Source organism: Paraburkholderia eburnea (genome assembly GCF_002917095.1).
In the GTDB taxonomy this organism is placed as follows: domain Bacteria; phylum Pseudomonadota; class Gammaproteobacteria; order Burkholderiales; family Burkholderiaceae; genus Paraburkholderia; species Paraburkholderia eburnea.
Map to the genome: position 1 here is coordinate 259079 of NZ_PQGA01000003.1, position 21478 is coordinate 280556.

Consider the following 21478-nt stretch of genomic DNA (forward strand, 5'->3'; position numbering starts at 1 on the left):
GTCGCGTCTTGACGCGCCGTGTCATCATCGCCGGTCCGTCTACGCCGCGGTCTTGAGCGGACTCACTAGCACCTCTTTAGCAGGCTCGCGTCCGGCGATCGCGAGCGCCAACGCCGGATTCAGACTGTCAACCATCGAAGTCGGCATGAGGATGGTCGCGCCGCGCTCCTTGGTCGTTTCATAGATGATGTTCATCGCGCGAAGCTGGAGCGCACCGGGCTGGTCTTGATAGACGCGAGCCGCCTCGACGAAATTCGCCGCAATGGCCGCTTCGGCAGAACCGAGAATGACGCGCGCCTGCTTTTCCCGCTCGGCCTGCGCCTGACGGGACATCGCGTCCTGGAGCGCAACGGGAATCGCGACGTCCCGAATTTCCACCGAACCGACCGAAATGCCCCACGCAGCCGTTTTCATGCCGATCTCGTCTCTGAGATGGGCATCCGCATAGGTTCGATCCGAAAGCAGTGTGGCCAGCATCGACGATCCGATTAATTCGCGTAGCGTGGTCTGGGACACCCGATCGATTGCCTGGCGATAGTCCGTGATGGCGAGTGCCGCCTTTTTTGCATCCTCGACATGCCAGAAGATGATCGCATCGACGTTGACCGGCACCGTGTCTTTGGTCAGCGCCTGCTCGGCGTTGAAAGCCGTGGTCTGGATACGTTCATCGATGACCGCCACGACGTGATCGAGCATCGGAATGATCATGAAAAATCCCGCGCCCTTGACGCTCTGCAGTTTGCCAAGCCGCAGAATCACGAACTTTTCCCACACATTGGCCACCCTCACGGACAGTCCTATCAGGATGCCGATGATGATCAAGGGAGGCGTCAGATAGACGCTGACCCATTGGCCAGCCGCAGCACCGGCCAGCACAAAAGCTGCGGACAGAAACAAGGTAATCGGATTCATGGTTGCTCACTCCGTCTTATGGAGAATCACAACCGGTGACACCGATCGAACAGGATCATGTCTCACGCGGCCGCGCCGAAGGTGCCTTGAAACTGAAAACTCAAGGCATCAGAGACACGGTGCACATCATTGAGATCAGAGTCGGTACGGTGCCGTACCGGGGTGCGGCCGACGGCGCCTGACTCCGAGTCCTCAGGTAGTCAACCAGATGGGCGGTGCCGCCGTTGGCTGGATTCGCAGGCCGGATAGGGAGGGCGAACTCAAAAGCGTGGTTTCGCCCTTCCGGAATATGGATGTTGACGCCGATGATGATCCGCGCGTTCCGTTCCGTTCTCTAGTCAGCCTTGATTTCAGGAAACCAGTGGCAAGGAATCCTGATCTATATCTGCCCTCGGACCATGACGTCGATCTACTCCGGGAAGCCTGGCCGCGAGCGAGCGCCGCGGTTGTTTTTTCCAACCTGAACGCCACCGTACAGACTTGCCGGATCGCTCATGGGATCTTGCTGTGTCAACCTGCCCCTGGCAGTGATCTTCAGATCACGCTCGCGAAGCAGGTATCGGCGAATCGCCCACTGCTGGAGCATCGCGACCGAAAAGCGCGACATGGGGATCAATATGTCAGTACGTTCAACGTCTTTCCGATGGTCTGTCGGCACTCACGACGCGCACCACGAAGAGCTGACCGATGAAATCATCGCACGCCCTCCGCGGCGGTCCACCGTTGTTCTCCTCGAAGCGCCCCGTCCAGGCGGCGACCCTGCCGGCGTGCCGAACTTCAAGAACAGGGTGCTGACCATGGTGGCGCATGAGCTTCGTGGACCGCTCACCCCGCTGCAACTCGCCACACAGCTGATCCGCAGGGCGTCGGCGGATCGGCCGGAAGTGCTCCGCTCGCTTGACATGATCGACAGACAAGTCGCGCAGATAGCCCGGCTCGCCGAAGATCTGATGGATGCTATCCGGCTCGACCGCGATGCCCTTCACATGACCCTGGAGCGCGTCGACGTGGCCTCGTTCCTGGCCGCCCCGCTCGCCGCGGCTGCACTGGAGACGGCCAAACGTGGCCAGACATTCACGGTGCAACTTGCCGACAGGACGCTACGCGTTGAAGGCGATCCGGTCCGTCTGGCACAGGCCGTCAGCAATCTCCTGCATAACGCGGTGAAATACACACCTGAAAATGGTTGCATCACTGCGAATGTACTTTCGGACGGAAAAGACCTTGTCGTCTCGATCAAGGACAATGGCCTGGGCATATCGGCGGCACTTCTGCCGCACATATTCGAACTCTTTGCTCAATCCAGCAGAACGATAGTGGCAAGCGCGGGCGGTTTGGGAGTTGGTCTTGCCGTTGTGAAAGCCGTCGCCGAGTCACATGGCGGAACCGTGTCAGCGACCAGTGCGGGACCCGGCGCCGGCAGCGAATTCACGCTGCGGCTGCCCATCGTGATCGAGTGATGGGTAGCGGATGCACCGGCATGATGGCGGCAATACCGCGGCAACCTCAAGGCGCTCGCCTGATTTCGTGTGTCCGCCATTCTGGCTTCGTCAGGCCAGTTGGCAGCCCATTCACCAACGATCTTCGCCACGGTGCGCCGCTGCTTTTCCCGCTGGATCAGCGCCTGCGTTATTTGAAAAATCTCGAACAGTGGCTGTCTCAGGACGCGTTAAGAGCGCGATACCGTCGTCGATACCGTCAGGCTCGTTCGAAAGCGACCCTTGATACCGTCACAACCGCAACGCTGCATCACGATCATCATGCTCGAAGGCACTTGCCATGCGAGCGCTCTCTGCGCGCCGGCAACCGACTTCCTGAGCAACCGCTTGCCATGTCCGGGTCACGTCTGCCACCTCCCGAATCGTGGCCCGGGCCTGTTTCAGCGACAAGCCGAAAAACTCCGCTGCATTCTCAAGGAGTCCGACCGAACACGTTCCCTCGTCGAGATCGATGTTAGTCGTCAGGATGCGCGCCTTGACGTCGGTTGGCGTGGGATTAAGGTCATAAGCCGGTGACAACACCCAGCCATCGCGGCCGGCCCAGAGGAAACCATGGTTGCGCAGATGGTCGTCGACATTGGAGACCAGTACGTTGAAGGTCACGCGACGATACAACTGTGCAGCATCGGCCCGCGCCTTCGCGCCGTGTTGCGTCAGTGCATCAACCAGTTCGGGATAGCTGCCACGTTGGCCGTCCCGCGATCCTGTCATCGACATGGCCGAGAGAAAGGGAATGCGAATATTCCCAGCGCGGTCGAAGCGACGCGACAACAGCACAGGCTTGCCCGCTACCTGAAGCAGTTCGTGATGTGGGGTGGAAATGCCGGCGCGTTCAGCCAGGCGCAGGGCGACTTCCTCCCACGCCTCGATGCTGTAGTCGTCGGTCTCCTTCGGGAATTTGGCAATCGACAAATGGCCATACTGGTCGATGACCGATGCCTTGGGACGCGCGCCACCGAGTGACGACCCGGGCGCGAAGATCAGTTGCAGATCCTCATCGGTTTCCTCGTCCCGCAGGATGCGCTCGGTGATTTGAAGCAGACGCCCCAATTCGATCAGCGCGGGGACACCGGCGGAAACGGGCGTCTGGAATTCGTCTTCTCCGCTCCAGCGGAATCGCAGCGCGCCCAACCGCGTTTCATCCGCTACGCCCAGCAGATAATCCAATTCGCCGAGCGTGCGGACGCGCCGGCCTTCACGTTCGGCCTGTCGACGCTCCGCGCGCTGCATGAGGCGGCGCCCCCAGGTATCGGGCGCTGAATCGCCGATCGAACCAAAGACGGATTGATCTGGCGGCGGTGGGAATACGCCACGCGTCAACGCCAGCGCCGGCTCAATCGAAAAGCGCTCGTCGTCGGCCAGCCAGGTCTCGTCATATTCGAACGTGACCGTTTCTTCCCGACGCGACGCGTGGCGTCTGAGCAGCCCTACCGGTCGCGGCGTGCCGGCGAGATCGATATATACCTCGACATCAGCCATGATCACCCTTCCCTCCGCCGCCACGGGGCAGCCGGACGCGCTGAGGCAATGCGGCGGTTGCCAGCGACTGCCCCACGGTATCCCGGGCGGCGTCGGCAACCTCCAGTAGTCCGTCCAGAAGTCCAAGCGCCTGCAGAACTGCCGCGTAGATGCCCACGCTCACGCTGGGATCACCCGCCTCGATGCGCTGCAAAGTCGCTCTCGACGTAAAGGCCCGCTCGGCAATCACAGCCATGGTTAGCCGGCGACGACGACGAGCGTCGTGAATATCGGCGCCCAATTTGCGCAGCGCCCGCCGGACGCCGGCTGAAGGAGCGTGGGGGGTTGGCATTTTGCTATCTTCCTGAGCCTCTGTGCTTGTTAATGTATCACGAAGATAGCATTTTTCTGGTCAGGTTGGGTCGGCGGTGAAACTTGACGTCGCACGGACATAGGGTGCGATCACCGTGAGTGAGTTTATGATGACTACCTGTCACCATAGGGAGCCGGCAAGACCGTTGCGCTCGATACCCAGTTGATCTCCCGTCATTAAGGGGTCGTTGGTGCATCTGCCGGCTCTCCATTTGCCGCCTTTTGCACAGAGAAGACTCCTTCACCAAGAGCAGGAAAGAATGATCGGCGCGTTCAAAAGATTGGAGTTGTAGGCCCGTCGTTATTACTTGACTCGCCAGCGCGTCCATACCGTCCTCAAACCGATTCCGTCGTGGCTGGCGCGTAATACGGCTCTATTGGCCAAAGGAGACAATCGTGGCAAATGGCCCAAGTTGTGAATATCCGTTCTGCAGGGTTTATTGAGGTATGAGAACACTCGTCGGCGTGCCCACAACGCATGCATCGTTTCGGACTGTTTGCTGAGAGCACGACCTGGCATTGGGGAATTCGCATGAAACAGGATTCTGATCCGTCGTTTTCCGAAGAGCTTGCCAAACTACCTGAGTGGGATCGAGGATTTTGGCTCTCACGCGCATTTATTGAAGCCAGTCAATGCTTGTGTACGAAAATGCTTGAGGGTGAATTCAGTTCACAATATTCATCAAGTCGCGTAATACTGCACCTGGCTCGCCAAGGAATTGAGCTGTTCTTAAAGGCGGCAATTGGCGCCGTTTCTAGTCGAGACTTGACACCGCCGACCCACAACTTAAACAGACTATTCCTTGAATATCGTCGACTTTATCCAGATCTGATCTTTTCATTCGAAATTCCGCCTTGTTTCAACGTCAGCCAAAATCTTGACCTATTTCCGGACGTTCAAGAAGCGTTCCACTCGACGCTAGATCAGCGCCATCGATATCCGACCGATCGAAAGGGCAACTCGTTCGCCACCAAGGAGGTGTTTGATCCGATAGCGACGTTAAAGGACCTGGAAGAACTTGACCGCGAGCTGAAAATTTTGGAGTGGGCGCGCATTCGACCTTATCTGCGAGGCGAGCCGCTGATCTATTAGATACTGTGCAACGTGGACAACTAACAGAAAACTTCGATCAGCCGCCCCACAGACCATGCCGTACCTGCACGGCAAGGTCGAGGAGACAATTCTTTCACGCTAAAATTCCTGTTCTCGCCATCAGAAATTTTATGCAAACTCCTAACGCCGCTGCAATTTCGCTTATCTGGCAGATATCGGGCACCTGCCACGCTCCTTTTGGGCATAGAGACGCAACTCACGGTATTAAGCGAGCCTGTACCTGTCGCTCGCCTATACCGTTAGAGATGCTGTTGAAGCGCGCCCAAGGGAATGCCGAAACGCACGCTGTGGCGAAATCAGTACCTTTAACTCGCTGATCGATTGCAGATCGATCTCACCAATTTACAATAGCTCCGAAACCAACTATCGTAAACTGCAAGTCATTAATTCCTACCACGCTTCATCATTCCTACTCCCACTCAATCGTCGCCGGCGGCTTCCCCGAAATATCGTACACAACGCGATTAATCCCGCGCACTTCATTGATAATGCGGTTCGACACATTGCCGAGCAGCTCATGCGGCAGATGCGCCCAGTGCGCCGTCATGAAGTCCATCGTCTGAACCGCGCGCAGCGCGACGACATACTCATACGTGCGGCCATCGCCCATCACGCCCACGCTCTTGACCGGCAGAAACACTGCGAACGCCTGGCTCGTCAGTTCGTACCACGACTTGCCGGTTTCCTTGTCGATGGTGTTACGCAGCGTCTCGATAAAGATCGCATCCGCGCGGCGCAGCAGATCCGCGAAATCGCGCTTCACTTCACCCAGAATGCGCACGCCCAGACCCGGACCCGGGAACGGATGGCGATACACCATCTCGTGCGGCAGGCCGAGCTTCACGCCCAGTTCGCGCACTTCGTCCTTGAACAGCTCGCGCAGCGGTTCGAGCAGCTTGAGGTTCAGCGTTTCCGGCAGGCCGCCTACGTTGTGGTGGCTCTTGATCGTGTGCGTGCCCTTCTTGCCCTTGCCCGCCGATTCGATCACGTCCGGGTAGATCGTGCCCTGTGCGAGCCACTTCGCGTCCGTGAGCTTGCCCGCTTCCGTCTGGAACACTTCGACGAATTCCGCGCCGATGATCTTGCGCTTCGCTTCCGGATCGGTCACGCCCGCCAGCTTCGACAGGAACGCTTCGCTCGCGTCGACGTGAATCACCTTCACGCCCAGATTGCCGGCGAACATCGACATCACCTGTTCGGCTTCGTTCAGACGCAGCAGGCCGTGATCGACGAACACGCAGGTCAGCTGGTCGCCGATCGCGCGATGCAGCAGCGCCGCGGCCACCGACGAATCCACGCCGCCCGACAGACCCAGGATGACGTGCTCATTGCCAACCTGCTTGCGGATCGCTTCGACGGCTTCGTCGATGTAGTGGCCCATTTCCCAGTCGGCCTTCGCGCCGCAGATGCCCACCACGAAGCGTTCGAGCATCGCGCGGCCCTGTACCGTGTGCGTGACTTCCGGGTGCCATTGCAGGCCGTAGAAGTGGCGTGCTTCGTCGGCCATCGCCGCGATCGGGCACGACTCGGTCGAGGCCATCAGCTGGAAGCCGGCCGGCATTTCGATAACCTTGTCGCCGTGGCTCATCCACACCTTGAGCATGCCGTGGCCTTCGGCCGTACGGAAGTCTTCGATACCGTCGAGGAAGCTCGTATGGTTGCGGGCGCGCACTTCGGCGTAACCGAACTCACGCAGGTGGCCGCCGTCGACCTTGCCGCCGAGCTGTTCGGCCATCGTCTGCATGCCGTAGCAGATGCCCAGCACGGGCACGCCCAGTTCGAACACGGCTTGCGGGGCGCGCGGCGTGTCGGTTTCGGTAACGGAGCTGGGGCCGCCCGACAGGATGATGCCCTTCGGTGCGAATTCGCGGATAAACGCGTCATCGACGTCGTAGGGATGGATTTCCGAATAGACGTTGGCTTCGCGCACACGGCGCGCGATCAGTTGGGTGACTTGCGAACCGAAGTCGAGAATCAGGATTTTGTCGTGCATGGCAGCGGACGAGACCTAAAAAAGAACGGATACAGAAAGCCGCGCACTGGCTGCAAAGCTCGCACGCGGCGTGAATTCATTGGCGCCTGGGGCGCCTGCGCCTCTGCGCGGCAAAACCGGGGGTCCGGTGCAGCGCGGTGCGGGCGCGGGTTTGGGCGCACTCTGGCGGATGTCGCGTCTGACGGTTGGCGTCGACGCGCATCGCACCTCAACCTCGCAGCGGTGGCCGCTGCGCGTCGGCGGCTTCGTCGCGGGCGCTCTGGCGCGCTTGCCCAGCTGTTTCGGCTTCTGCGGCTTGCACCGTCGTGGCGTGCGGCGTAACCACCGGCGCAACGGGTGCAGCGTATGTTTGCGCAGTCGCTGGCGCCACAGGTTCAACAGGCACGGCAACCGGCGCGGTCTTTACGTGCGGGAAACCCGGTTTCGCATACACCACCGGCTCATCACGCCTGGAGCTGGCCGCAAGGCGCGCCTCGCGCTGTTGCGCCGCGGCTTCGGCCGCCAGCGCCTTGTCGCGCAGCTTCACCTTCCCCGCGAGACGCGCGCCGCCCAATCCGATGACGATCAGGCAAACACCCACCGCACCGGCCACCAACTGGCCGAAACCCGTGAGTTGCGGCTTGTGCAAGCCGATCAGCCAGACCAGCATCAACACACCGGCGATCCAGTTGACGTGCCCCGCCGTGCGGCCGACCGTGGCGGTCAGCGCGCCGTCGAAGACCCCGCGCAGCGCGAGCCAGGCAAAACCGAACAACACCACACCGAACGCCTGTCCGATGAGCGCCGGCTGCGCCTGTACCAATTGCAGCGCGTCGTAGAGCGAGGCCCAGGGCGTGAGAAGAAACAGCACGCCGAACCCCAGCAACACCAACGCATCGACAATCAGCACTACGCGCAGCAGCGGCTTCATCGAGGCTTAGTCCACGTGATAGTTGGGCGCTTCCTTGGTGATCTGAACATCATGGACGTGCGATTCGTTCAGACCGGCACCCGTAATCTGCACAAACTCCGCCTTCGCGTGCAGTTCGTCGATCGTGCGGCAACCGCAGTAGCCCATCGAGGCGCGCACGCCGCCGATCATCTGGAACAGGATGGCGTTGATGGGACCCTTGTAGGCCACACGGCCTTCGATGCCTTCCGGCACGAGCTTGTCGATGTTCGCCGAGTTGTCCTGGAAGTAGCGGTCAGCCGCGCCGTCCTTCATCGCGCCGACCGATCCCATGCCGCGGTACGACTTGTACTGGCGGCCCTGGAACAGGAACACGTCGCCCGGCGACTCTTCGGTGCCCGCGAACATGCTGCCCATCATCACGGCGTTCGCGCCGGCTGCCAGCGCCTTCGACACGTCGCCCGAGTAGCGCACGCCGCCGTCGGCGATGCACGGCACGCCGGTGCCCTTGAGCGCTTCCGACACATTGGAAATCGCGCTGATCTGCGGCACGCCCACGCCCGCGACGATACGCGTCGTGCAGATCGAGCCGGGGCCGATACCGACCTTCACGCCATCCGCGCCATATTCGACCAGCGCACGCGCGGCATCGGCCGTCGCGATGTTGCCGCCGATGACTTCGACGTGCGGGAAATTCTGCTTGACCCAGCGAACGCGCTCCAGCACGCCCTTGCTGTGGCCGTGCGCCGTATCGACGACGATCACGTCGACGCCGGCCTGCACCAGCAGTTCGACGCGCTCTTCGTTGTCCGGACCCACGCCGACTGCCGCGCCAGCGCGCAGCTTGCCGTGTTCGTCCTTACAGGCGGCCGGGTGCTCGGTCTGCTTGGTGATGTCCTTGACGGTCATCAGGCCGCGCAGTTCGAAGGCGTCATTCACGACCAGCACGCGTTCGAGGCGGTGGCTATGCATGAGCGACTTGGCTTCGGCGAGCGGCGTGCCTTCCTTGACGGTGACGAGGCGCTCGCGCGGCGTCATGATCGAGCGCACCGGCTCGTCCAGACGGGTTTCGAAGCGCAGGTCGCGGTTCGTGACGATACCGACGAGTTGCGCGCCTTCCACGACCGGGAAGCCCGAAATGCCATGCTGCTGCGACAGCGCGATGACGTCCGCGACCTTCATCTGCGGCGGCACGGTGATCGGATCGCGCACGACGCCCGACTCGAAACGCTTCACCTTCGCGACTTCGCGCGCCTGTTCGGCGGGCGTGAGGTTCTTGTGGACGATACCGACGCCACCCTGCTGCGCCATTGCGATAGCGAGACGCCCTTCCGTGACGGTGTCCATCGCGGCCGAGACGAGCGGAATGTTCAGGGAGATATTGCGGGTCAGCCGGGTCTTCAGGCTGGTGTCGCGCGGGAGAACGTCGGAAAAGGCGGGAACGAGGAGCACGTCATCGAACGTGAGTGCTTTCTGGATCAGACGCATGGCAAATCCTATAGGCGCAAAAGCAGATTATACGGGATAGCGCCCTGGAAATCATCAGCGCGTACAGTAGCTTAGCGCCGATTTGGGGATTTTTTTGGGGCTCGGGCGGCGTCGCGAAGGGCCGCCGCACAAGGGTTTCCGACCCGAATTTCGATCCATTGAGCATGACCCGCGGGTGTGCGACAAGCGGGCGCCGTGCAGTATTGAACAAGACGCCACCGCGCCCGCACGGTTAAGCTGCGAGCCAATGAAATGCAATGACTGACTTGCGGAGGCAATGGAAATGCAGCGTGGTGTGTTGTACGGCGTGCTCGCCGGAGCGTTATGGGGAACCGTATTCGTGGTGCCCCGGCAACTGGTGGACTTCTCGCCGTTGCTCCTGAGCGCCGGACGCTACGTGATGTATGGGCTCGTTTCGCTGGCTGCCCTGTTGCCGATGCTCAAACGCGTCTGGCCGCGTTTCACGCGCGAGGATCTCGTCGCGCTCGTCAAGCTGGCGCTGATGGGCAACCTGCTTTACTACCTGTGTCTGGCCAGCGCGATTCACCTCGTGGGCATCGCCCCGGCGTCGCTGATCGTCGGCGTATTGCCGGTGACGGTGACGCTGCTCGGGCGCGCCGATCGTGGCGCCGTGCCGCTCTCGAAGCTGGTCTGGCCGCTCGCGATGATCGCGGCGGGCATCGTCTGCATCAACGTCGATGTATTCACGGCGTCCGCCAGCGCAAGCGATCACACGACGACGCTCACGAAGATCGCGGGGATTGGCTGCGCGGTCGGCGCGCTGATCTGCTGGACGTGGTTCGCCGTGGAAAACTCGCGCTACCTGCAACGCAACGCGCATTTCAGCGGCAACGAGTGGTCCGTGCTCTGGGGCGTGGTGACAGGTGCGCTCGGCGGCCTGCTGTGGCTCGGGATTCTCGTGATGCCGGCGGGCACCGCACAGGCAACGCTCGCCGATGGACGCTGGACGACGTTCTGGCAGCTCAACCTCGTGCTGGCGATCGGCGCATCGTGGCTCGGCAACGGCCTCTGGAATGCCGCCGCCAAGCGCCTGCCGCTCACGCTGTCAGGGCAGATGATCGTATTCGAGACGCTGTTCGCCCTGCTCTACGGCTTCATCTACGACCACCGCCTGCCGCGTGGGCTGGAAATCGCGGCTATCGTGCTGCTGGTGGTGGGGGTGAGCTGGTCCGTGCGCCATCATGCGGGCGGTCCGGAGGATACGATGCACGGGGACGGCATCGTGCCGGAAGGCGATCTGCCCGGCATGGGCCACGCAGGGAAAAGTGGCGAAAACGGCACCGAACGGCGCCGCGTGGCCAACTGAGCGAAACCGAGCGACAAGGAGGGGCGGATACGCGCACCGGTCCAAAGCCCGATCAGCGCGAATCCTTGTTCTGCCACTTGCGCCCTTCGATCGAGCCCGCCTTGCGCGTTTTGTCGACACGGCGCTGACGCGCGAGCTTGGGATCCACGACCAGCGGCCGATAGATCTCCACGCGGTCGTGATCGGCCAATTCGGCGTCGAGCGGCTTGAGCTTGCCGAACACGCCCACCTTCAGTTTCGTCAGATCGATCTCGGGATGGCGCGTCAAGATGCCGCTGGCGTCGATGGCCTGCTGGACGGTCGCGCCGGCCGGCAACTGCACGCCGATGAGCGTCTGCGCGTCAGGCAGCGCGTAGCAGACATCGACGCGAAGGCTGCTGGAGGTGACATTCGCGCTCATGCTCAGGCCTTGCCGTAGCGCTGATCGGCGCGCTTCACGAAGGAATCGACGAAAGTGTTCGCAATGTGGTGGAACACCGGGCCGATGATCTTTTCGAGAATGATGTTAGAAAACTCGTAGTGCAGCGCGAACTCGATCTTGCAGGCGTCCGCGCGCAGCGGCGTGAAGCGCCACGAGCCGGTGAACTTCTTGAAAGGACCGTCCGTGAACTCCATATCGATCCGTTCGGGGCGCTGCTGCACGTTACGCGTGGCGAAGTGCTGCTTGATGCCCTTGAAGTTGATATCGATTTTCGCCTCCATGCCGGTTTCGTCCTTGCGGCGAACCTCGACGCCGCCGCACCACGGCAGGAAATTGGGATAGTCGTCGACATCGGTCACGAGGTCGAACATCTGTTCCGCCGAATGGCGAATCAACACGGTTTTCTGGACATCCGCCATAAATTGCGCAATGCGATGCAAGGGTGAAGGCGCCACGGGCTTTCGCTGGCCCGCTTTGCTAAAATCGTAATTTTAAACGAGTTGGGCGTTTCCCATTTTCCTATGAGCATCATCGACAACAGAAAAGCCTTCTTCGATTACTTCATCGAAGAGCGCCACGAGGCGGGGCTCGTGCTCGAAGGGTGGGAGGTCAAGGCGATGCGCGCCGGGCGGGCCAACATCAAGGAAGCCTACGTCATCATCAAGGATGGCGAGCTTTACCTGATCGGCGTGCACATCAGCCCGCTGCCCGAAGCCTCGACCCACATCCAGCCCGACCCCACGCGCACCCGCAAGCTGCTCTTGCATCGCGAGGAAATCGACAAACTGATCGGCAAGGTCGAGCAGCGCGGTTTCACCCTCGTGCCGCTGAACTTCCACTACAAGGGCGGCCGCGTGAAGTGCGAGATCGGCCTCGCCAAGGGCAAGAAGCTGCACGACAAGCGCGAAACCGAGAAGCAGCGCGACTGGCAGCGCGAAAAGGCGCGCCTGATGCGCAACCCCACTTAAGCAGCGCTGAGCGGCGCGTACGAAACCCTCAGACATGACAAAGGGCGGCCCTGGCCGCCCTTTTGTCGTTCTGTCACATTAGACCGAAAGCTCAGACGCCTTTGGTGGTGTCGCGGGTCAGCTGCGTTTCCTTCATGCCCGTGCGGTTCACGATCGTCAGCGCCGACGCAATCATCGAACTCAGATCGCTCATATTGCCCGGCACGATCAGCGTATTGCCCTGCTTCGCCAGGTTGCCGAAGGCCGTCACGTATTGCTCGGCGACCTTGAGGTTGACCGCATCCATGCCGCCCTGCGCCTGGATCGAGTTGCCGATCTTCTGGATCGCGGTCGCATTCGCCTCGGCAACCGCCAGGATCGCCGCCGCCTGACCCTGCGCCTGATTGATCGCGGCCTGCCGCTCGCCTTCCGACTTCTGGATAGCGGCCTCGCGCGCGCCCGCCGCAAGATTGATCTGCTCCTGCTTGCGCCCTTCTGACGCCGCGATCAGCGCGCGCTTCTCGCGCTCCGCCGTGATCTGCGCCTGCATCGCGTGGAGGATTTCCTTGGGCGGCGTGAGATCCTTGATCTCGTAGCGCAGCACCTTCACGCCCCAATTCGACGCCGCCTCGTCGAGCGACGAGACCACGCTATGGTTGATGAAATCGCGCTCCTCGAAAGTCTTGTCGAGTTCGAGCTTGCCGATCACCGAACGCAGCGTCGTCTGCGAAAGCTGCGTAATCGCAAACACGAAATTGCTCGATCCGTACGAGGCTTTCATCGGATCGGTCACCTGGAAATACAGCACGCCGTCCACCTGCAACTGCGTGTTGTCGCGCGTGATGCAGATCTGGCTGGGCACGTCGAGCGGGATTTCCTTGAGCACATGCTTGTAGGCCACGCGATCGATGAAGGGCAGCACGATCGTGAGGCCCGGCGTGAGCGTGGCGTGATAGCGGCCCAGCCGTTCCAGCACCCAGGCGTGCTGCTGCGGCACGATCTTGACGGTTTTGGAGATCAGGACGATGACGATCACGAGCAGAATCAGCCCAACAACTGGTACTTGCATGCGCTTCCCCTTTTGTTTCGTTCAGGCGTCGTCAGGCGTGGCGTGTTGCCACGCCGGTCACGTCACCATGCGCGGCCGCGACGATGAGGCAACTGCCCCGTAAGGCTTTGATCTGATAGAGATGGGCGTCTTCCGGTTCGCCAGGCGCGAGTTCCACGTCCCATTCGGCGCCGCGATACAGGGTGCGCGCGCGGCCTTCATGCCACGCGGCCACCGTGAGCGTCGAGCCAATATCGAGATTCACGCCGGGATCGCTCGACGCATCGACCATGCGGCGCTTGCGCCCAAAACGCGAGCGCCGCAGCGCGATCACGGCGACCAGCGCCACCAGTGCGGCCACCACGAGCTGCAAATCGAGCGGCGCGTCCAGTTCGAAGGCCAGCGCGCCGGCGAGGAAGCCGAGCGCGATCATCAGCAGATAGAAGGTGCCGGTCATCAGCTCGGCCACGATCAGCACGCCCGCGCCGATCCACCAGAACAAACCATGCGGACCCACGTCGACCTCCCAAAGTAAAACACCCCGGATAGACCGGGGTGTTATAGCACGAAGCTGACACTTTTTTCCGCTGCGTGCGAAAGCCCAATGCAAGCTGCATCAAGCTTCTCGCGCGCGGGCGGCGGGACGGCTTACGCCGCCCGTCGGCGTGGTTCGCGATCTTACTTCGCCTGCGCCTTTGCCAGCGCCTGCCACGTTTCGATCACCGTGTCGGGGTTCAGCGAGATCGAGGCGATGCCCTCTTCCGCGAGCCACTGGGCGAAGTCCGGATGATCGGACGGGCCCTGACCGCAGATGCCGACGTACTTGTTCAGGCGCAGGCAGGTTTCGATCGCGCGCTTGAGCAGGAACTTGACGGCCGGATCGCGTTCGTCGAAGTCGGCGGCCAGCAGCTCCATGCCCGAGTCCCGGTCGAGGCCGAGCGTGAGCTGCGTGAGGTCGTTCGACCCGATCGAGAAGCCGTCGAAGTACTGCAGGAACTCTTCGGCAAGGATCGCGTTGGTCGGGACTTCGCACATCATGATGAGGCGCAGACCGTTTTCGCCGCGCTTCAGGCCGTACTTCGCCAGCAGCGCGACGACGCGCTCCGCCTGCTTGAGCGTACGCACGAACGGCACCATGATCTCGACGTTCGTGAGGCCCATCTCTTCACGCACGCGCTTGAGCGCCAGGCACTCCATCTCGAACGCCTGAGCGAAGTCGTCGGCGATGTAACGCGACGCGCCGCGGAAACCCAGCATCGGGTTTTCTTCGTCCGGCTCGTAACGCGAACCGCCGATCAGCTTCTTGTACTCGTTCGACTTGAAGTCCGACATACGCACGATGACGGGCTTCGGATAGAACGCCGCGCCGATCGTGGCGATGCCTTCCGTCAGCTTGTCGACGTAGAACGCACGCGGCGACGCGTGGCCGCGCGCAACGCTCTCGACCGCCTTCTTCAGGTCCGCGTCGATGTTCGGGTACTCGAGGATCGCCTTCGGGTGAACGCCGATGTTGTTGTTGATGATGAACTCGAGACGCGCGAGGCCCACACCGGCGTTCGGCAGCTGCGAGAAGTCGAACGCGAGTTGCGGGTTGCCGACGTTCATCATGATCTTGACCGGAATCGACGGCAGCTCGCCACGCTGGATTTCGCTGACTTCGGTTTCCAGCAGACCGTCATAGATGCGGCCTTCGTCGCCTTCGGCGCACGACACCGTCACCAGCGCGCCGTCCTTGAGCATGTCGGTCGCGTCGCCGCAACCCACGACTGCCGGCACGCCCAGCTCACGCGCGATGATCGCCGCGTGGCAGGTACGGCCGCCACGGTTCGTGACGATGGCCGCTGCGCGCTTCATTACCGGCTCCCAGTTCGGGTCGGTCATGTCGGCGACCAGCACGTCGCCCGGCTGCACGCGTTCCATTTCGGACGGATCGTGAATCACCTTCACGCGGCCCGCGCCGATCTTCTGACCGATTGCGCGGCCCGTCGCCAGAACCTGCGATTGGCCCTTGAGCTTGAAGCGCTGTTCGACCTTGCCGGCGGCCTGGCTCTTCACCGTCTCCGGACGCGCCTGGAGAATGAAGATCTTGCCGTCGAGACCGTCCTTGCCCCACTCGATGTCCATCGGGCGCTGATAGTGCTTTTCGATGATGACGGCGTACTTCGCCAGCTCGATCACGTCTTCGTCGGTGATCGAGAAGCGATTGCGCTGTTCGTGCGAAACGTCGACCGTCTTCACGCGGCCCGGCTCGCCCGGCTGCGTGAATTCCATCTTGATGAGCTTCGAGCCGATCGAGCGGCGGATGATCGGCGCCTTGCCTTGCGCGAGCGTGGTCTTGAAGACGTAGAACTCGTCCGGATTCACCGCGCCCTGCACCACGGTCTCGCCCAGGCCGTAGCTCGACGTGATGAAGACGGCTTCCTTGAAGCCCGATTCCGTGTCCAGCGTGAACATCACGCCTGCGGCGCCGCGGTCCGAGCGGACCATGCGCTGCACGCCGGCCGACAGCGCGACTTCAGCGTGGGTGAAGCCCTTGTGGACGCGATAGGAAATGGCGCGGTCGTTGTAAAGCGACGCGAACACGTGCTTGAGGCGGTCGAGCACGTCCTCGACGCCCACCACGTTCAGGTAGCTTTCCTGTTGACCGGCAAACGAGGCGTCGGGCAGATCTTCCGCCGTCGCCGACGAACGCACCGCGAACGACAGCTCGGAAGGCGAGCTGGCCTGCAGCGTTTCGAACCCCGCGCGGATGTCCGCTTCCAGTTGCGGCTGCAGCGGCGCGTCAACGATCCATTGACGGATTTCCTTGCCGGCTTCGGCCAGCGCCTTGACATCGTCGACGTCGAGCGTTTCCAGACGAGCGGCGATCCGTTCGGTCAGGTTGTTGTGTTTCAGGAAGTCGCGGAAGGCGAGCGCAGTCGTCGCGAAGCCCGTAGGCACACGCACGCCAGCCTCAGCCAACTGGCTGATCATTTCGCCGAGCGAGGCGTTCTTGCCGCCCACGATCTCGACATCGGTCATCCGCAACTGCTCGAAAGGCACTACATAAGCCTGATCCTTGGCAACGGTGTTAGTCATACAAGCCCCTAAGTGTGAAAAAAATTCACGATTGCGCAAGTGGGCTCGAACGCGAGTCGCCCATTGGGGGCGAATTCGCGTCTTGCGCAACCTGTTGGAGAAGCAATCGCCGTGGCTCCGAAGGACTGGAGCCGGCATGGGGAAAAGCACGAAGATGCGCGCGATTGCAGAAAGTTATCCAAAACCGCTGCAAGTTGACGCCAGTTTGAGCCACGATGGACTGCGGTTTGGCGCGGTTGCACTGCAATTGCTTATCCAACAGGTTGCCGCTATTCTACCGTGCCGACTACGGAAAATGTGTCAGTCGGCGAGAATCGCGCCTCGGACTCGTCCCACAGCGGTCCGACGGCGCCTACGGGGCTTTCCAGCCCGTCCCGAGCGCTCCAGCAGCTCACGTACCCAGCCTCAACCGATGCCGCCTACCGTATTCATCGTCTCCGACGGTACCGGGATCACTGCCGAAACGTTCGCGCATTCGATCCTGTCGCAGTTCGACCAGAAATTCCGCCTCGTGCGCGTGCCCTTCGTCGATTCGTCCGACAAGGCTTATGCCACCGCCGAGAAGATCAATGAGGCCGCGGTGCAGGAAGGCCGTCGCCCGATTGTCTTCACGACGCTCGTGGACAGCAGCTCGAACGAGATCGTCAAGCGCGCCAATGCGCTCGTGCTCGACATGTTCCAGACCTTCGTGGAGCCGCTGGAGCAGGAACTGGAACTCAAGTCGAGCCACGCCATGGGCCGCGGTCACCAGAACGCGGACACCGACGAGTACAAGAACCGGATCGAGGCGATCAACTTCTCGCTGGCGCACGACGACGGCCAGTCGGACCGCAATCTTGCCGATGCTGACGTGATCCTCGTGGGCGTATCGCGCAGCGGCAAGACGCCGACGAGCCTCTATCTGGCGATGCAGTACGGCGTGAAGGCGGCAAACTACCCGCTGATTCCCGACGATTTCGAGCGTGGCAAGCTGCCGACTTCGCTGCTGCCGCACCGCTCGAAGATCTTCGGGCTGTCGATCGATCCGCAGCGCCTCACGGAAATCCGCAACGAGCGGCGCCCGGGCAGCAAGTATGCGGCGCTGGAAAACTGCCGCTACGAGGTGAACGAAGCCGAAGCGATGATGCGCCGCGAAGGCATCAAGTGGCTCTCCTCCACGCACAAGTCGATCGAGGAAATCGCCACAACGGTCCTGCAAGAGATTCGCATCGACAAACCGTCTTACTGATTTGCCGTTCGCAACGCATTCGTAACGAAAAAGGCCTGCAGTTCATATCTGCAGGCCTTTTTGCTTTTGAGGGGCGCCGCGTGACGTCAGCGCGCGTGGCGCTGTTGCCGGCACTGCTCGAAGACGCACACGGCCGCCGCCGCCGCGACATTGAGCGATTCCATGCCGCCGGGCTGCGGAATCGTCACGCGCAACGCCGCCGCGTCGCGCCACACCTGCGAGACGCCCGCGCCCTCGTTGCCGAACACCCATGCGAGCTGCCCTGTCAGATCCGCCTCGTCGATGGCCTGTGCGCCATGCGAATCGGTGATGACGACCGGCACGCCGAGCAGGTCGAGGAGCGTCTGCGGCTCGACGTTCTCGTAGACCTGCAGCAGAAAATGCGCGCCCATCGCCGAGCGCAGCACCTTGGACGACCACGCGTAGGCCGTGCCAGGCGTGCAGAACACCTTGTCGATGCCCGCCGCCGCCGCGCTGCGCAGGATCGAGCCGACATTGCCCGCGTCCTGCAGACCGTCGAGCACAAGACAGGTCGATGCGACGCGCTGCGGCAGCGTCGTTTCCGGCATGTCCACGAGCAGCAGCATCCCCGCGCCGTGCACGACGTTCGAAAGCTGGCCGAACAGCGCATCGGGCAAGGTGATGACGCGGCGTTCGTCGACCCGCGCGACGATGTCCTGCGCCTCCTCGTGCGCGAGCGCGCCTTCGGTGACGACGCAATATTCGGGCTGCACGCCGCCGTCGAGCCAGGCGCTCGCGAGGTGGAACCCTTCGAGCAGGGCCTGATGGGCGCGCCGCTGTTGATGCGTCGAGCCGGCCAGCGCCTTCAGGCGCTTGTAGAGCGGATTGTCGCGCGAGGTAATGGCTTTCACGGGCGGGCCTGGCGGTTCAAAAAAGGATCGTTGAAAAGGAAAACGGCGCCGCACGAGGCGGCGCCGGATGAGTTCGGCAGGCGCATCGGCGGGGTCAGGCGGGCGCGAAGGCGTCGTCCGGACCCGCCGCATCGCTTGCCGCCGTCGCGGCCGCCACCTGCGCCGCCGCGCCATGCAGTTCATAGGCTGCGCGCACCGGCGCGAATGTACGCCGATGATGCACGCACGGGCCATGCGCGCGCAGCGCCGCCAGATGCTGCGGCGTGCCGTAGCCGGCGTGCGCGTCGAAACCGTAAGCGGGAAACGCCGAGTGCAACTCCAGCAGCATGCGGTCGCGCGTGACTTTCGCGATGATCGAGGCCGCCGAAATAGCCGGCACCAGCGCGTCGCCGCCGATCACCGCCTCGCTGCGCACCGGCAGCACCGGGCAGCGGTTGCCGTCGATCCTGGCGAGCGTCGGCGTCACGCTCAGGCCTTCGACCGCGCGGCGCATCGCCAGCATGGTCGCGTGCAGGATATTGAGCGTGTCGATTTCCTCGACGCTCGCTTCAGCCACGCACCACGCAAGCGAGCGCTCGACGATGAGGTCGTAGAGCGCGTCGCGCGACTTCGCGGTGAGCGCTTTCGAGTCGTCGAGACCTTCGATCGGGCGAGCCGGATCGAGAATCACCGCGGCGGCGACCACCGGGCCGGCCAGCGGCCCGCGCCCGGCTTCGTCCACACCGCAGATGATGTCGTCAGGCGATTCGAACAGCAGACCGGCCTGTTCCGCGCGCTGCATGCGCACCGCGCGCTTTTGCGCGGCCTGCGAAGGCGCCTTCGGCTTTGCGGCTACCTTCGCGCGCCGGGTCGTACCTTCGCTCATGCCCGCCCCTTGCGGCTTTCGACGACGCGCGCCACCACTTCAGCGGCACGCTCCGAGGTGTTCTGGCGCAGCGCGTGATGCATCTGCGTAAACACTTCGGTCAGGGTGCGCCGGTTCGCTTCGTCGTGCAACTGGGTGAGCGTGGCGTCCGCGAGCGCTTCGGGAGTGGCGAAGTGCTGAAGGATCTCCGGCACCACGAAACGCCCCGCAAGGATGTTCGGCAACCCGACATAAGGCAGATAGGCCTGACGGCGCATGATCTGCCCCGTGAGCCAGGGCACCTTGTAGGAAATCACCATCGGCTTCTTGAGCAGCGCCGCTTCGAGCGTGACCGTGCCGCTTTTCACGAGAATCGCGTCGGCGGCCGTCATCGCGAGTTGCGACTGACCGTCGACGATCGTGAGCGCCAATCCCTGATGCTGGCTCGCCAGTTCCTGCAACTGCGCGTGAATCGCGGGCGTCGCCGCCGGCATCACGAAGCGCAGGCCCGGTTCGCGCTGCTGCATGATCTGCATCGCGTCGAAGAAGGTCGGGCCGATCAGGTTGATCTCGGAGCGGCGGCTGCCCGGCAGCACCGCGATGATCGGGCCGCTGTGGGGCAGGCCGAGCGCGCGGCGCGCGCCGGGCACGTCCGGTTCAAGCGGGATATCGTCGGCGAGCGGATGGCCCACGTAGGACGCGGCGACGCCGGCCTTTTCCAGGATCGCGGTTTCGAACGGGAACACGCAGAGCATGTGATCCACGGACTTCTGGATCTTCTTGATGCGGCCGCCCCGCCACGCCCAGATCGACGGGCAGACGAAATGGATCGTGGGAATGCCCGCTTCGCGCAACGAATGTTCGAGGCCGAAATTGAAGTCCGGCGCATCGACACCGATAAAGACATCGGGCTGTTCCGCGAGCAGTTGATGCTTGAGCTCGCGGCGGATGCGCAGGATTTCGGGGATGTGCTTGAGCGCCTCGACGTAGCCGCGCACCGTGAGCTTGTCCATCGGCCAGTGCGCGTCGAAACCGACGGCCTGCATGCGCGGGCCGCCGATTCCATAGTACTGCGCAGTATCCGGCAGCTTGCTGACAAGCCCCTTGAGCAGCGACGATGCGAGCAGGTCGCCGGACGGTTCGCCGGCGACCATGGCGAGGCGTAGCGGATGGGTTTGCAACGCCATCGTTTAGCGGATGATGCCGCGTTGCGACTGCTCGACGAAGCTGAGCAGCGCCTTCACGTGCTCGTCGCCGTCGCCGCCCGCCTGGGCGAGTTCGGCGAGTTGCTGCTTCGCTTCTTCGAGCGACAGGCTGTTCTTGTACAGCGTGCGGTAGGCTGCGCGCAGCGCCGAGATCGCGTCGGGCGAGAAGCCCCGGCGGCGCAGACCTTCGACGTTGACGCCGTGCGGCACCGCCTTGTTGCCTGCGGCGATCACGAACGGCGGGACATCCTGCACGAGCGCCGAGGCGCCGCCCACCATCGCGTGCGCGCCGATGCGCACGAACTGGTGCACCCCCGTCATGCCGCCGACGATCGCGTAGTCGTCCACGATCACGTGGCCCGCGAGCTGCGCGTTGCTCGACATGATGATGTTGTTGCCAAGACGGCAATCGTGGCCGACGTGCACGTAGGCCATGATCCAGCAGTCGTCGCCGATCGACGTGACGCCGGTGTCCTGCACCGTGCCCGTGTGCAGCGTCGTGAACTCGCGGATCGTGTTGCGGTTGCCGATCACGAGCTTCGTGGGCTCGCCGCGGTACTTCATGTCCTGCGGGCGGCCGCCGATCGAGGCATAGTGACCGATCGAATTGTCTTCGCCGATCGTCGTGTGGCCTTCCAGCACGCTATGCGAGCCGATCTGGGTACGCGCGCCGATGGTGACGTTCGCACCGATCACCGCATACGGGCCGATCTCGACCGATTCGTCGACTTGAGCGCCCGGCTCGACGATCGCAGTGGGATGGATCCTGCTCATTCGTCATGC

General features: G+C 62.5%; 21 protein-coding genes. 6 read left to right on the top strand and 15 right to left on the bottom strand.

All coding sequences use genetic code 11. From position 1 onward, the window contains the following. Positions 1-39: 39 nt before the first annotated feature. Complete coding sequence (locus tag B0G62_RS09160; RefSeq protein ID WP_103703875.1) at positions 40-912, bottom strand: slipin family protein; 873 nt, start codon at positions 910-912, stop codon at positions 40-42. A gap of 35 nt (positions 913-947) precedes the next feature. On the opposite strand from B0G62_RS09160, the gene B0G62_RS31590 reads away from it, so the two are divergent. Continuing rightward, a complete protein-coding gene (locus tag B0G62_RS31590; RefSeq protein WP_167401212.1) occupies positions 948-1094 on the top strand; it encodes a hypothetical protein in 147 nt (48 codons plus the stop codon). A gap of 423 nt (positions 1095-1517) precedes the next feature. Next, positions 1518-2372, top strand: coding sequence for a sensor histidine kinase (locus B0G62_RS09165; protein WP_167401213.1), 855 nt, complete (start codon positions 1518-1520; stop codon positions 2370-2372). 270 nt (positions 2373-2642) lie between these two features. Here the strand turns inward: B0G62_RS09165 and B0G62_RS09170 are convergent, their stop codons facing one another. Beyond that, the gene (locus tag B0G62_RS09170; protein ID WP_103703877.1) at positions 2643-3890 is read right to left on the bottom strand and encodes a type II toxin-antitoxin system HipA family toxin; all 1248 of its coding nucleotides are present in this window, start codon (positions 3888-3890) and stop codon (positions 2643-2645) included. Continuing rightward, a complete protein-coding gene (locus B0G62_RS09175) occupies positions 3883-4221 on the bottom strand; it encodes a helix-turn-helix domain-containing protein (RefSeq protein ID WP_103703878.1) in 339 nt (112 codons plus the stop codon). Before B0G62_RS09175 ends, B0G62_RS09170 begins: the two co-directional genes overlap by 8 nt. A 552-nt stretch (positions 4222-4773) precedes the next feature. On the opposite strand from B0G62_RS09175, the gene B0G62_RS31135 reads away from it, so the two are divergent. Then, entirely contained in the window at positions 4774-5334 is a 561-nt protein-coding gene (locus tag B0G62_RS31135; RefSeq protein WP_146055231.1) for a hypothetical protein, read from the top strand. Between the two features lie 430 nt (positions 5335-5764). Here the strand turns inward: B0G62_RS31135 and guaA are convergent, their stop codons facing one another. From guaA to guaB, 3 genes are all read right to left on the bottom strand, one after another. Next, positions 5765-7348, bottom strand: a complete 1584-nt coding sequence (gene guaA / locus B0G62_RS09180; protein WP_103703879.1) for a glutamine-hydrolyzing GMP synthase — start codon at positions 7346-7348, stop codon at positions 5765-5767. Between the two features lie 208 nt (positions 7349-7556). Continuing rightward, positions 7557-8258, bottom strand: a complete 702-nt coding sequence (locus B0G62_RS09185; protein ID WP_103703880.1) for a hypothetical protein — start codon at positions 8256-8258, stop codon at positions 7557-7559. A gap of 6 nt (positions 8259-8264) precedes the next feature. Next, positions 8265-9725, bottom strand: coding sequence for an IMP dehydrogenase (guaB, locus tag B0G62_RS09190; RefSeq protein ID WP_103703881.1), 1461 nt, complete (start codon positions 9723-9725; stop codon positions 8265-8267). Between the two features lie 283 nt (positions 9726-10008). On the opposite strand from guaB, the gene B0G62_RS09195 reads away from it, so the two are divergent. Then, on the top strand, positions 10009-11052 hold the full coding sequence (locus B0G62_RS09195) for a DMT family transporter (protein ID WP_103704108.1): 1044 nt from the start codon (positions 10009-10011) through the stop codon (positions 11050-11052). Between the two features lie 52 nt (positions 11053-11104). On the opposite strand, the gene B0G62_RS09200 is transcribed toward B0G62_RS09195, so the two are convergent. Continuing rightward, positions 11105-11452 carry an RnfH family protein gene (locus B0G62_RS09200; RefSeq protein WP_103703882.1) on the bottom strand — a complete coding sequence of 116 codons (348 nt, stop codon included), beginning with the start codon at positions 11450-11452 and terminating at the stop codon, positions 11105-11107. A gap of 2 nt (positions 11453-11454) precedes the next feature. Beyond that, positions 11455-11892, bottom strand: a complete 438-nt coding sequence (locus B0G62_RS09205) for a type II toxin-antitoxin system RatA family toxin (protein ID WP_103703883.1) — start codon at positions 11890-11892, stop codon at positions 11455-11457. A gap of 102 nt (positions 11893-11994) precedes the next feature. Between B0G62_RS09205 and smpB the strand changes: the two genes are divergently transcribed. Beyond that, positions 11995-12441: an SsrA-binding protein SmpB gene (gene smpB, locus B0G62_RS09210; protein WP_103703884.1), complete on the top strand. Its 447-nt coding sequence runs from the start codon at positions 11995-11997 to the stop codon at positions 12439-12441. 91 nt (positions 12442-12532) lie between these two features. On the opposite strand, the gene B0G62_RS09215 is transcribed toward smpB, so the two are convergent. The 3 genes from B0G62_RS09215 to ppsA all read right to left on the bottom strand — a co-directional run bounded on the left by B0G62_RS09215 (position 12533) and on the right by ppsA (position 16546). After that, positions 12533-13489, bottom strand: coding sequence for an SPFH domain-containing protein (locus B0G62_RS09215; protein WP_103703885.1), 957 nt, complete (start codon positions 13487-13489; stop codon positions 12533-12535). A 31-nt stretch (positions 13490-13520) separates the two neighbouring features. Beyond that, positions 13521-13985, bottom strand: a complete 465-nt coding sequence (locus B0G62_RS09220; protein ID WP_103703886.1) for an NfeD family protein — start codon at positions 13983-13985, stop codon at positions 13521-13523. A 161-nt stretch (positions 13986-14146) separates the two neighbouring features. Beyond that, on the bottom strand, positions 14147-16546 hold the full coding sequence (ppsA, locus tag B0G62_RS09225) for a phosphoenolpyruvate synthase (RefSeq protein ID WP_103703887.1): 2400 nt from the start codon (positions 16544-16546) through the stop codon (positions 14147-14149). Positions 16547-16958: 412 nt separating this feature from the next. On the opposite strand from ppsA, the gene ppsR reads away from it, so the two are divergent. Continuing rightward, positions 16959-17774: a posphoenolpyruvate synthetase regulatory kinase/phosphorylase PpsR gene (ppsR, locus tag B0G62_RS09230; protein ID WP_103703888.1), complete on the top strand. Its 816-nt coding sequence runs from the start codon at positions 16959-16961 to the stop codon at positions 17772-17774. Positions 17775-17860: 86 nt separating this feature from the next. Here the strand turns inward: ppsR and B0G62_RS09235 are convergent, their stop codons facing one another. The 4 genes from B0G62_RS09235 to lpxA form a co-directional block, all read right to left on the bottom strand. Then, entirely contained in the window at positions 17861-18646 is a 786-nt protein-coding gene (locus B0G62_RS09235; protein WP_103703889.1) for a TrmH family RNA methyltransferase, read from the bottom strand. 94 nt (positions 18647-18740) lie between these two features. Then, positions 18741-19427 (bottom strand): ribonuclease HII, encoded by a 687-nt coding sequence (gene rnhB / locus B0G62_RS09240; RefSeq protein WP_103704109.1) that lies wholly within the window; start codon positions 19425-19427, stop codon positions 18741-18743. An 80-nt stretch (positions 19428-19507) separates the two neighbouring features. Then, on the bottom strand, positions 19508-20677 hold the full coding sequence (gene lpxB / locus B0G62_RS09245) for a lipid-A-disaccharide synthase (RefSeq protein ID WP_103703890.1): 1170 nt from the start codon (positions 20675-20677) through the stop codon (positions 19508-19510). A gap of 3 nt (positions 20678-20680) precedes the next feature. Further along, on the bottom strand, positions 20681-21469 hold the full coding sequence (lpxA, locus tag B0G62_RS09250) for an acyl-ACP--UDP-N-acetylglucosamine O-acyltransferase (RefSeq protein WP_103703891.1): 789 nt from the start codon (positions 21467-21469) through the stop codon (positions 20681-20683). Between the last annotated feature and the right edge of the window lie 9 nt (positions 21470-21478).

What these genes read in the sequence shown, in the direction of transcription:
- B0G62_RS09160 (WP_103703875.1), bottom strand. Translation starts at nt 912, where the DNA reads ATGAATCCGATTACCTTGTTTCTGTCCGCAGCTTTTGTGCTGGCCGGT.
- B0G62_RS09165 (WP_167401213.1), top strand. Translation starts at nt 1,518, where the DNA reads ATGGGGATCAATATGTCAGTACGTTCAACGTCTTTCCGATGGTCTGTC.
- B0G62_RS09170 (WP_103703877.1), bottom strand. Translation starts at nt 3,890, where the DNA reads ATGGCTGATGTCGAGGTATATATCGATCTCGCCGGCACGCCGCGACCG.
- B0G62_RS09175 (WP_103703878.1), bottom strand. Translation starts at nt 4,221, where the DNA reads ATGCCAACCCCCCACGCTCCTTCAGCCGGCGTCCGGCGGGCGCTGCGC.
- B0G62_RS31135 (WP_146055231.1), top strand. Translation starts at nt 4,774, where the DNA reads ATGAAACAGGATTCTGATCCGTCGTTTTCCGAAGAGCTTGCCAAACTA.
- guaA (WP_103703879.1), bottom strand. Translation starts at nt 7,348, where the DNA reads ATGCACGACAAAATCCTGATTCTCGACTTCGGTTCGCAAGTCACCCAA.
- B0G62_RS09185 (WP_103703880.1), bottom strand. Translation starts at nt 8,258, where the DNA reads ATGAAGCCGCTGCTGCGCGTAGTGCTGATTGTCGATGCGTTGGTGTTG.
- guaB (WP_103703881.1), bottom strand. Translation starts at nt 9,725, where the DNA reads ATGCGTCTGATCCAGAAAGCACTCACGTTCGATGACGTGCTCCTCGTT.
- B0G62_RS09195 (WP_103704108.1), top strand. Translation starts at nt 10,009, where the DNA reads ATGCAGCGTGGTGTGTTGTACGGCGTGCTCGCCGGAGCGTTATGGGGA.
- B0G62_RS09200 (WP_103703882.1), bottom strand. Translation starts at nt 11,452, where the DNA reads ATGAGCGCGAATGTCACCTCCAGCAGCCTTCGCGTCGATGTCTGCTAC.
- B0G62_RS09205 (WP_103703883.1), bottom strand. Translation starts at nt 11,892, where the DNA reads ATGGCGGATGTCCAGAAAACCGTGTTGATTCGCCATTCGGCGGAACAG.
- smpB (WP_103703884.1), top strand. Translation starts at nt 11,995, where the DNA reads ATGAGCATCATCGACAACAGAAAAGCCTTCTTCGATTACTTCATCGAA.
- B0G62_RS09215 (WP_103703885.1), bottom strand. Translation starts at nt 13,489, where the DNA reads ATGCAAGTACCAGTTGTTGGGCTGATTCTGCTCGTGATCGTCATCGTC.
- ppsA (WP_103703887.1), bottom strand. Translation starts at nt 16,546, where the DNA reads ATGACTAACACCGTTGCCAAGGATCAGGCTTATGTAGTGCCTTTCGAG.
- ppsR (WP_103703888.1), top strand. Translation starts at nt 16,959, where the DNA reads ATGCCGCCTACCGTATTCATCGTCTCCGACGGTACCGGGATCACTGCC.
- rnhB (WP_103704109.1), bottom strand. Translation starts at nt 19,427, where the DNA reads ATGCAGCGCGCGGAACAGGCCGGTCTGCTGTTCGAATCGCCTGACGAC.
- lpxB (WP_103703890.1), bottom strand. Translation starts at nt 20,677, where the DNA reads ATGGCGTTGCAAACCCATCCGCTACGCCTCGCCATGGTCGCCGGCGAA.
- lpxA (WP_103703891.1), bottom strand. Translation starts at nt 21,469, where the DNA reads ATGAGCAGGATCCATCCCACTGCGATCGTCGAGCCGGGCGCTCAAGTC.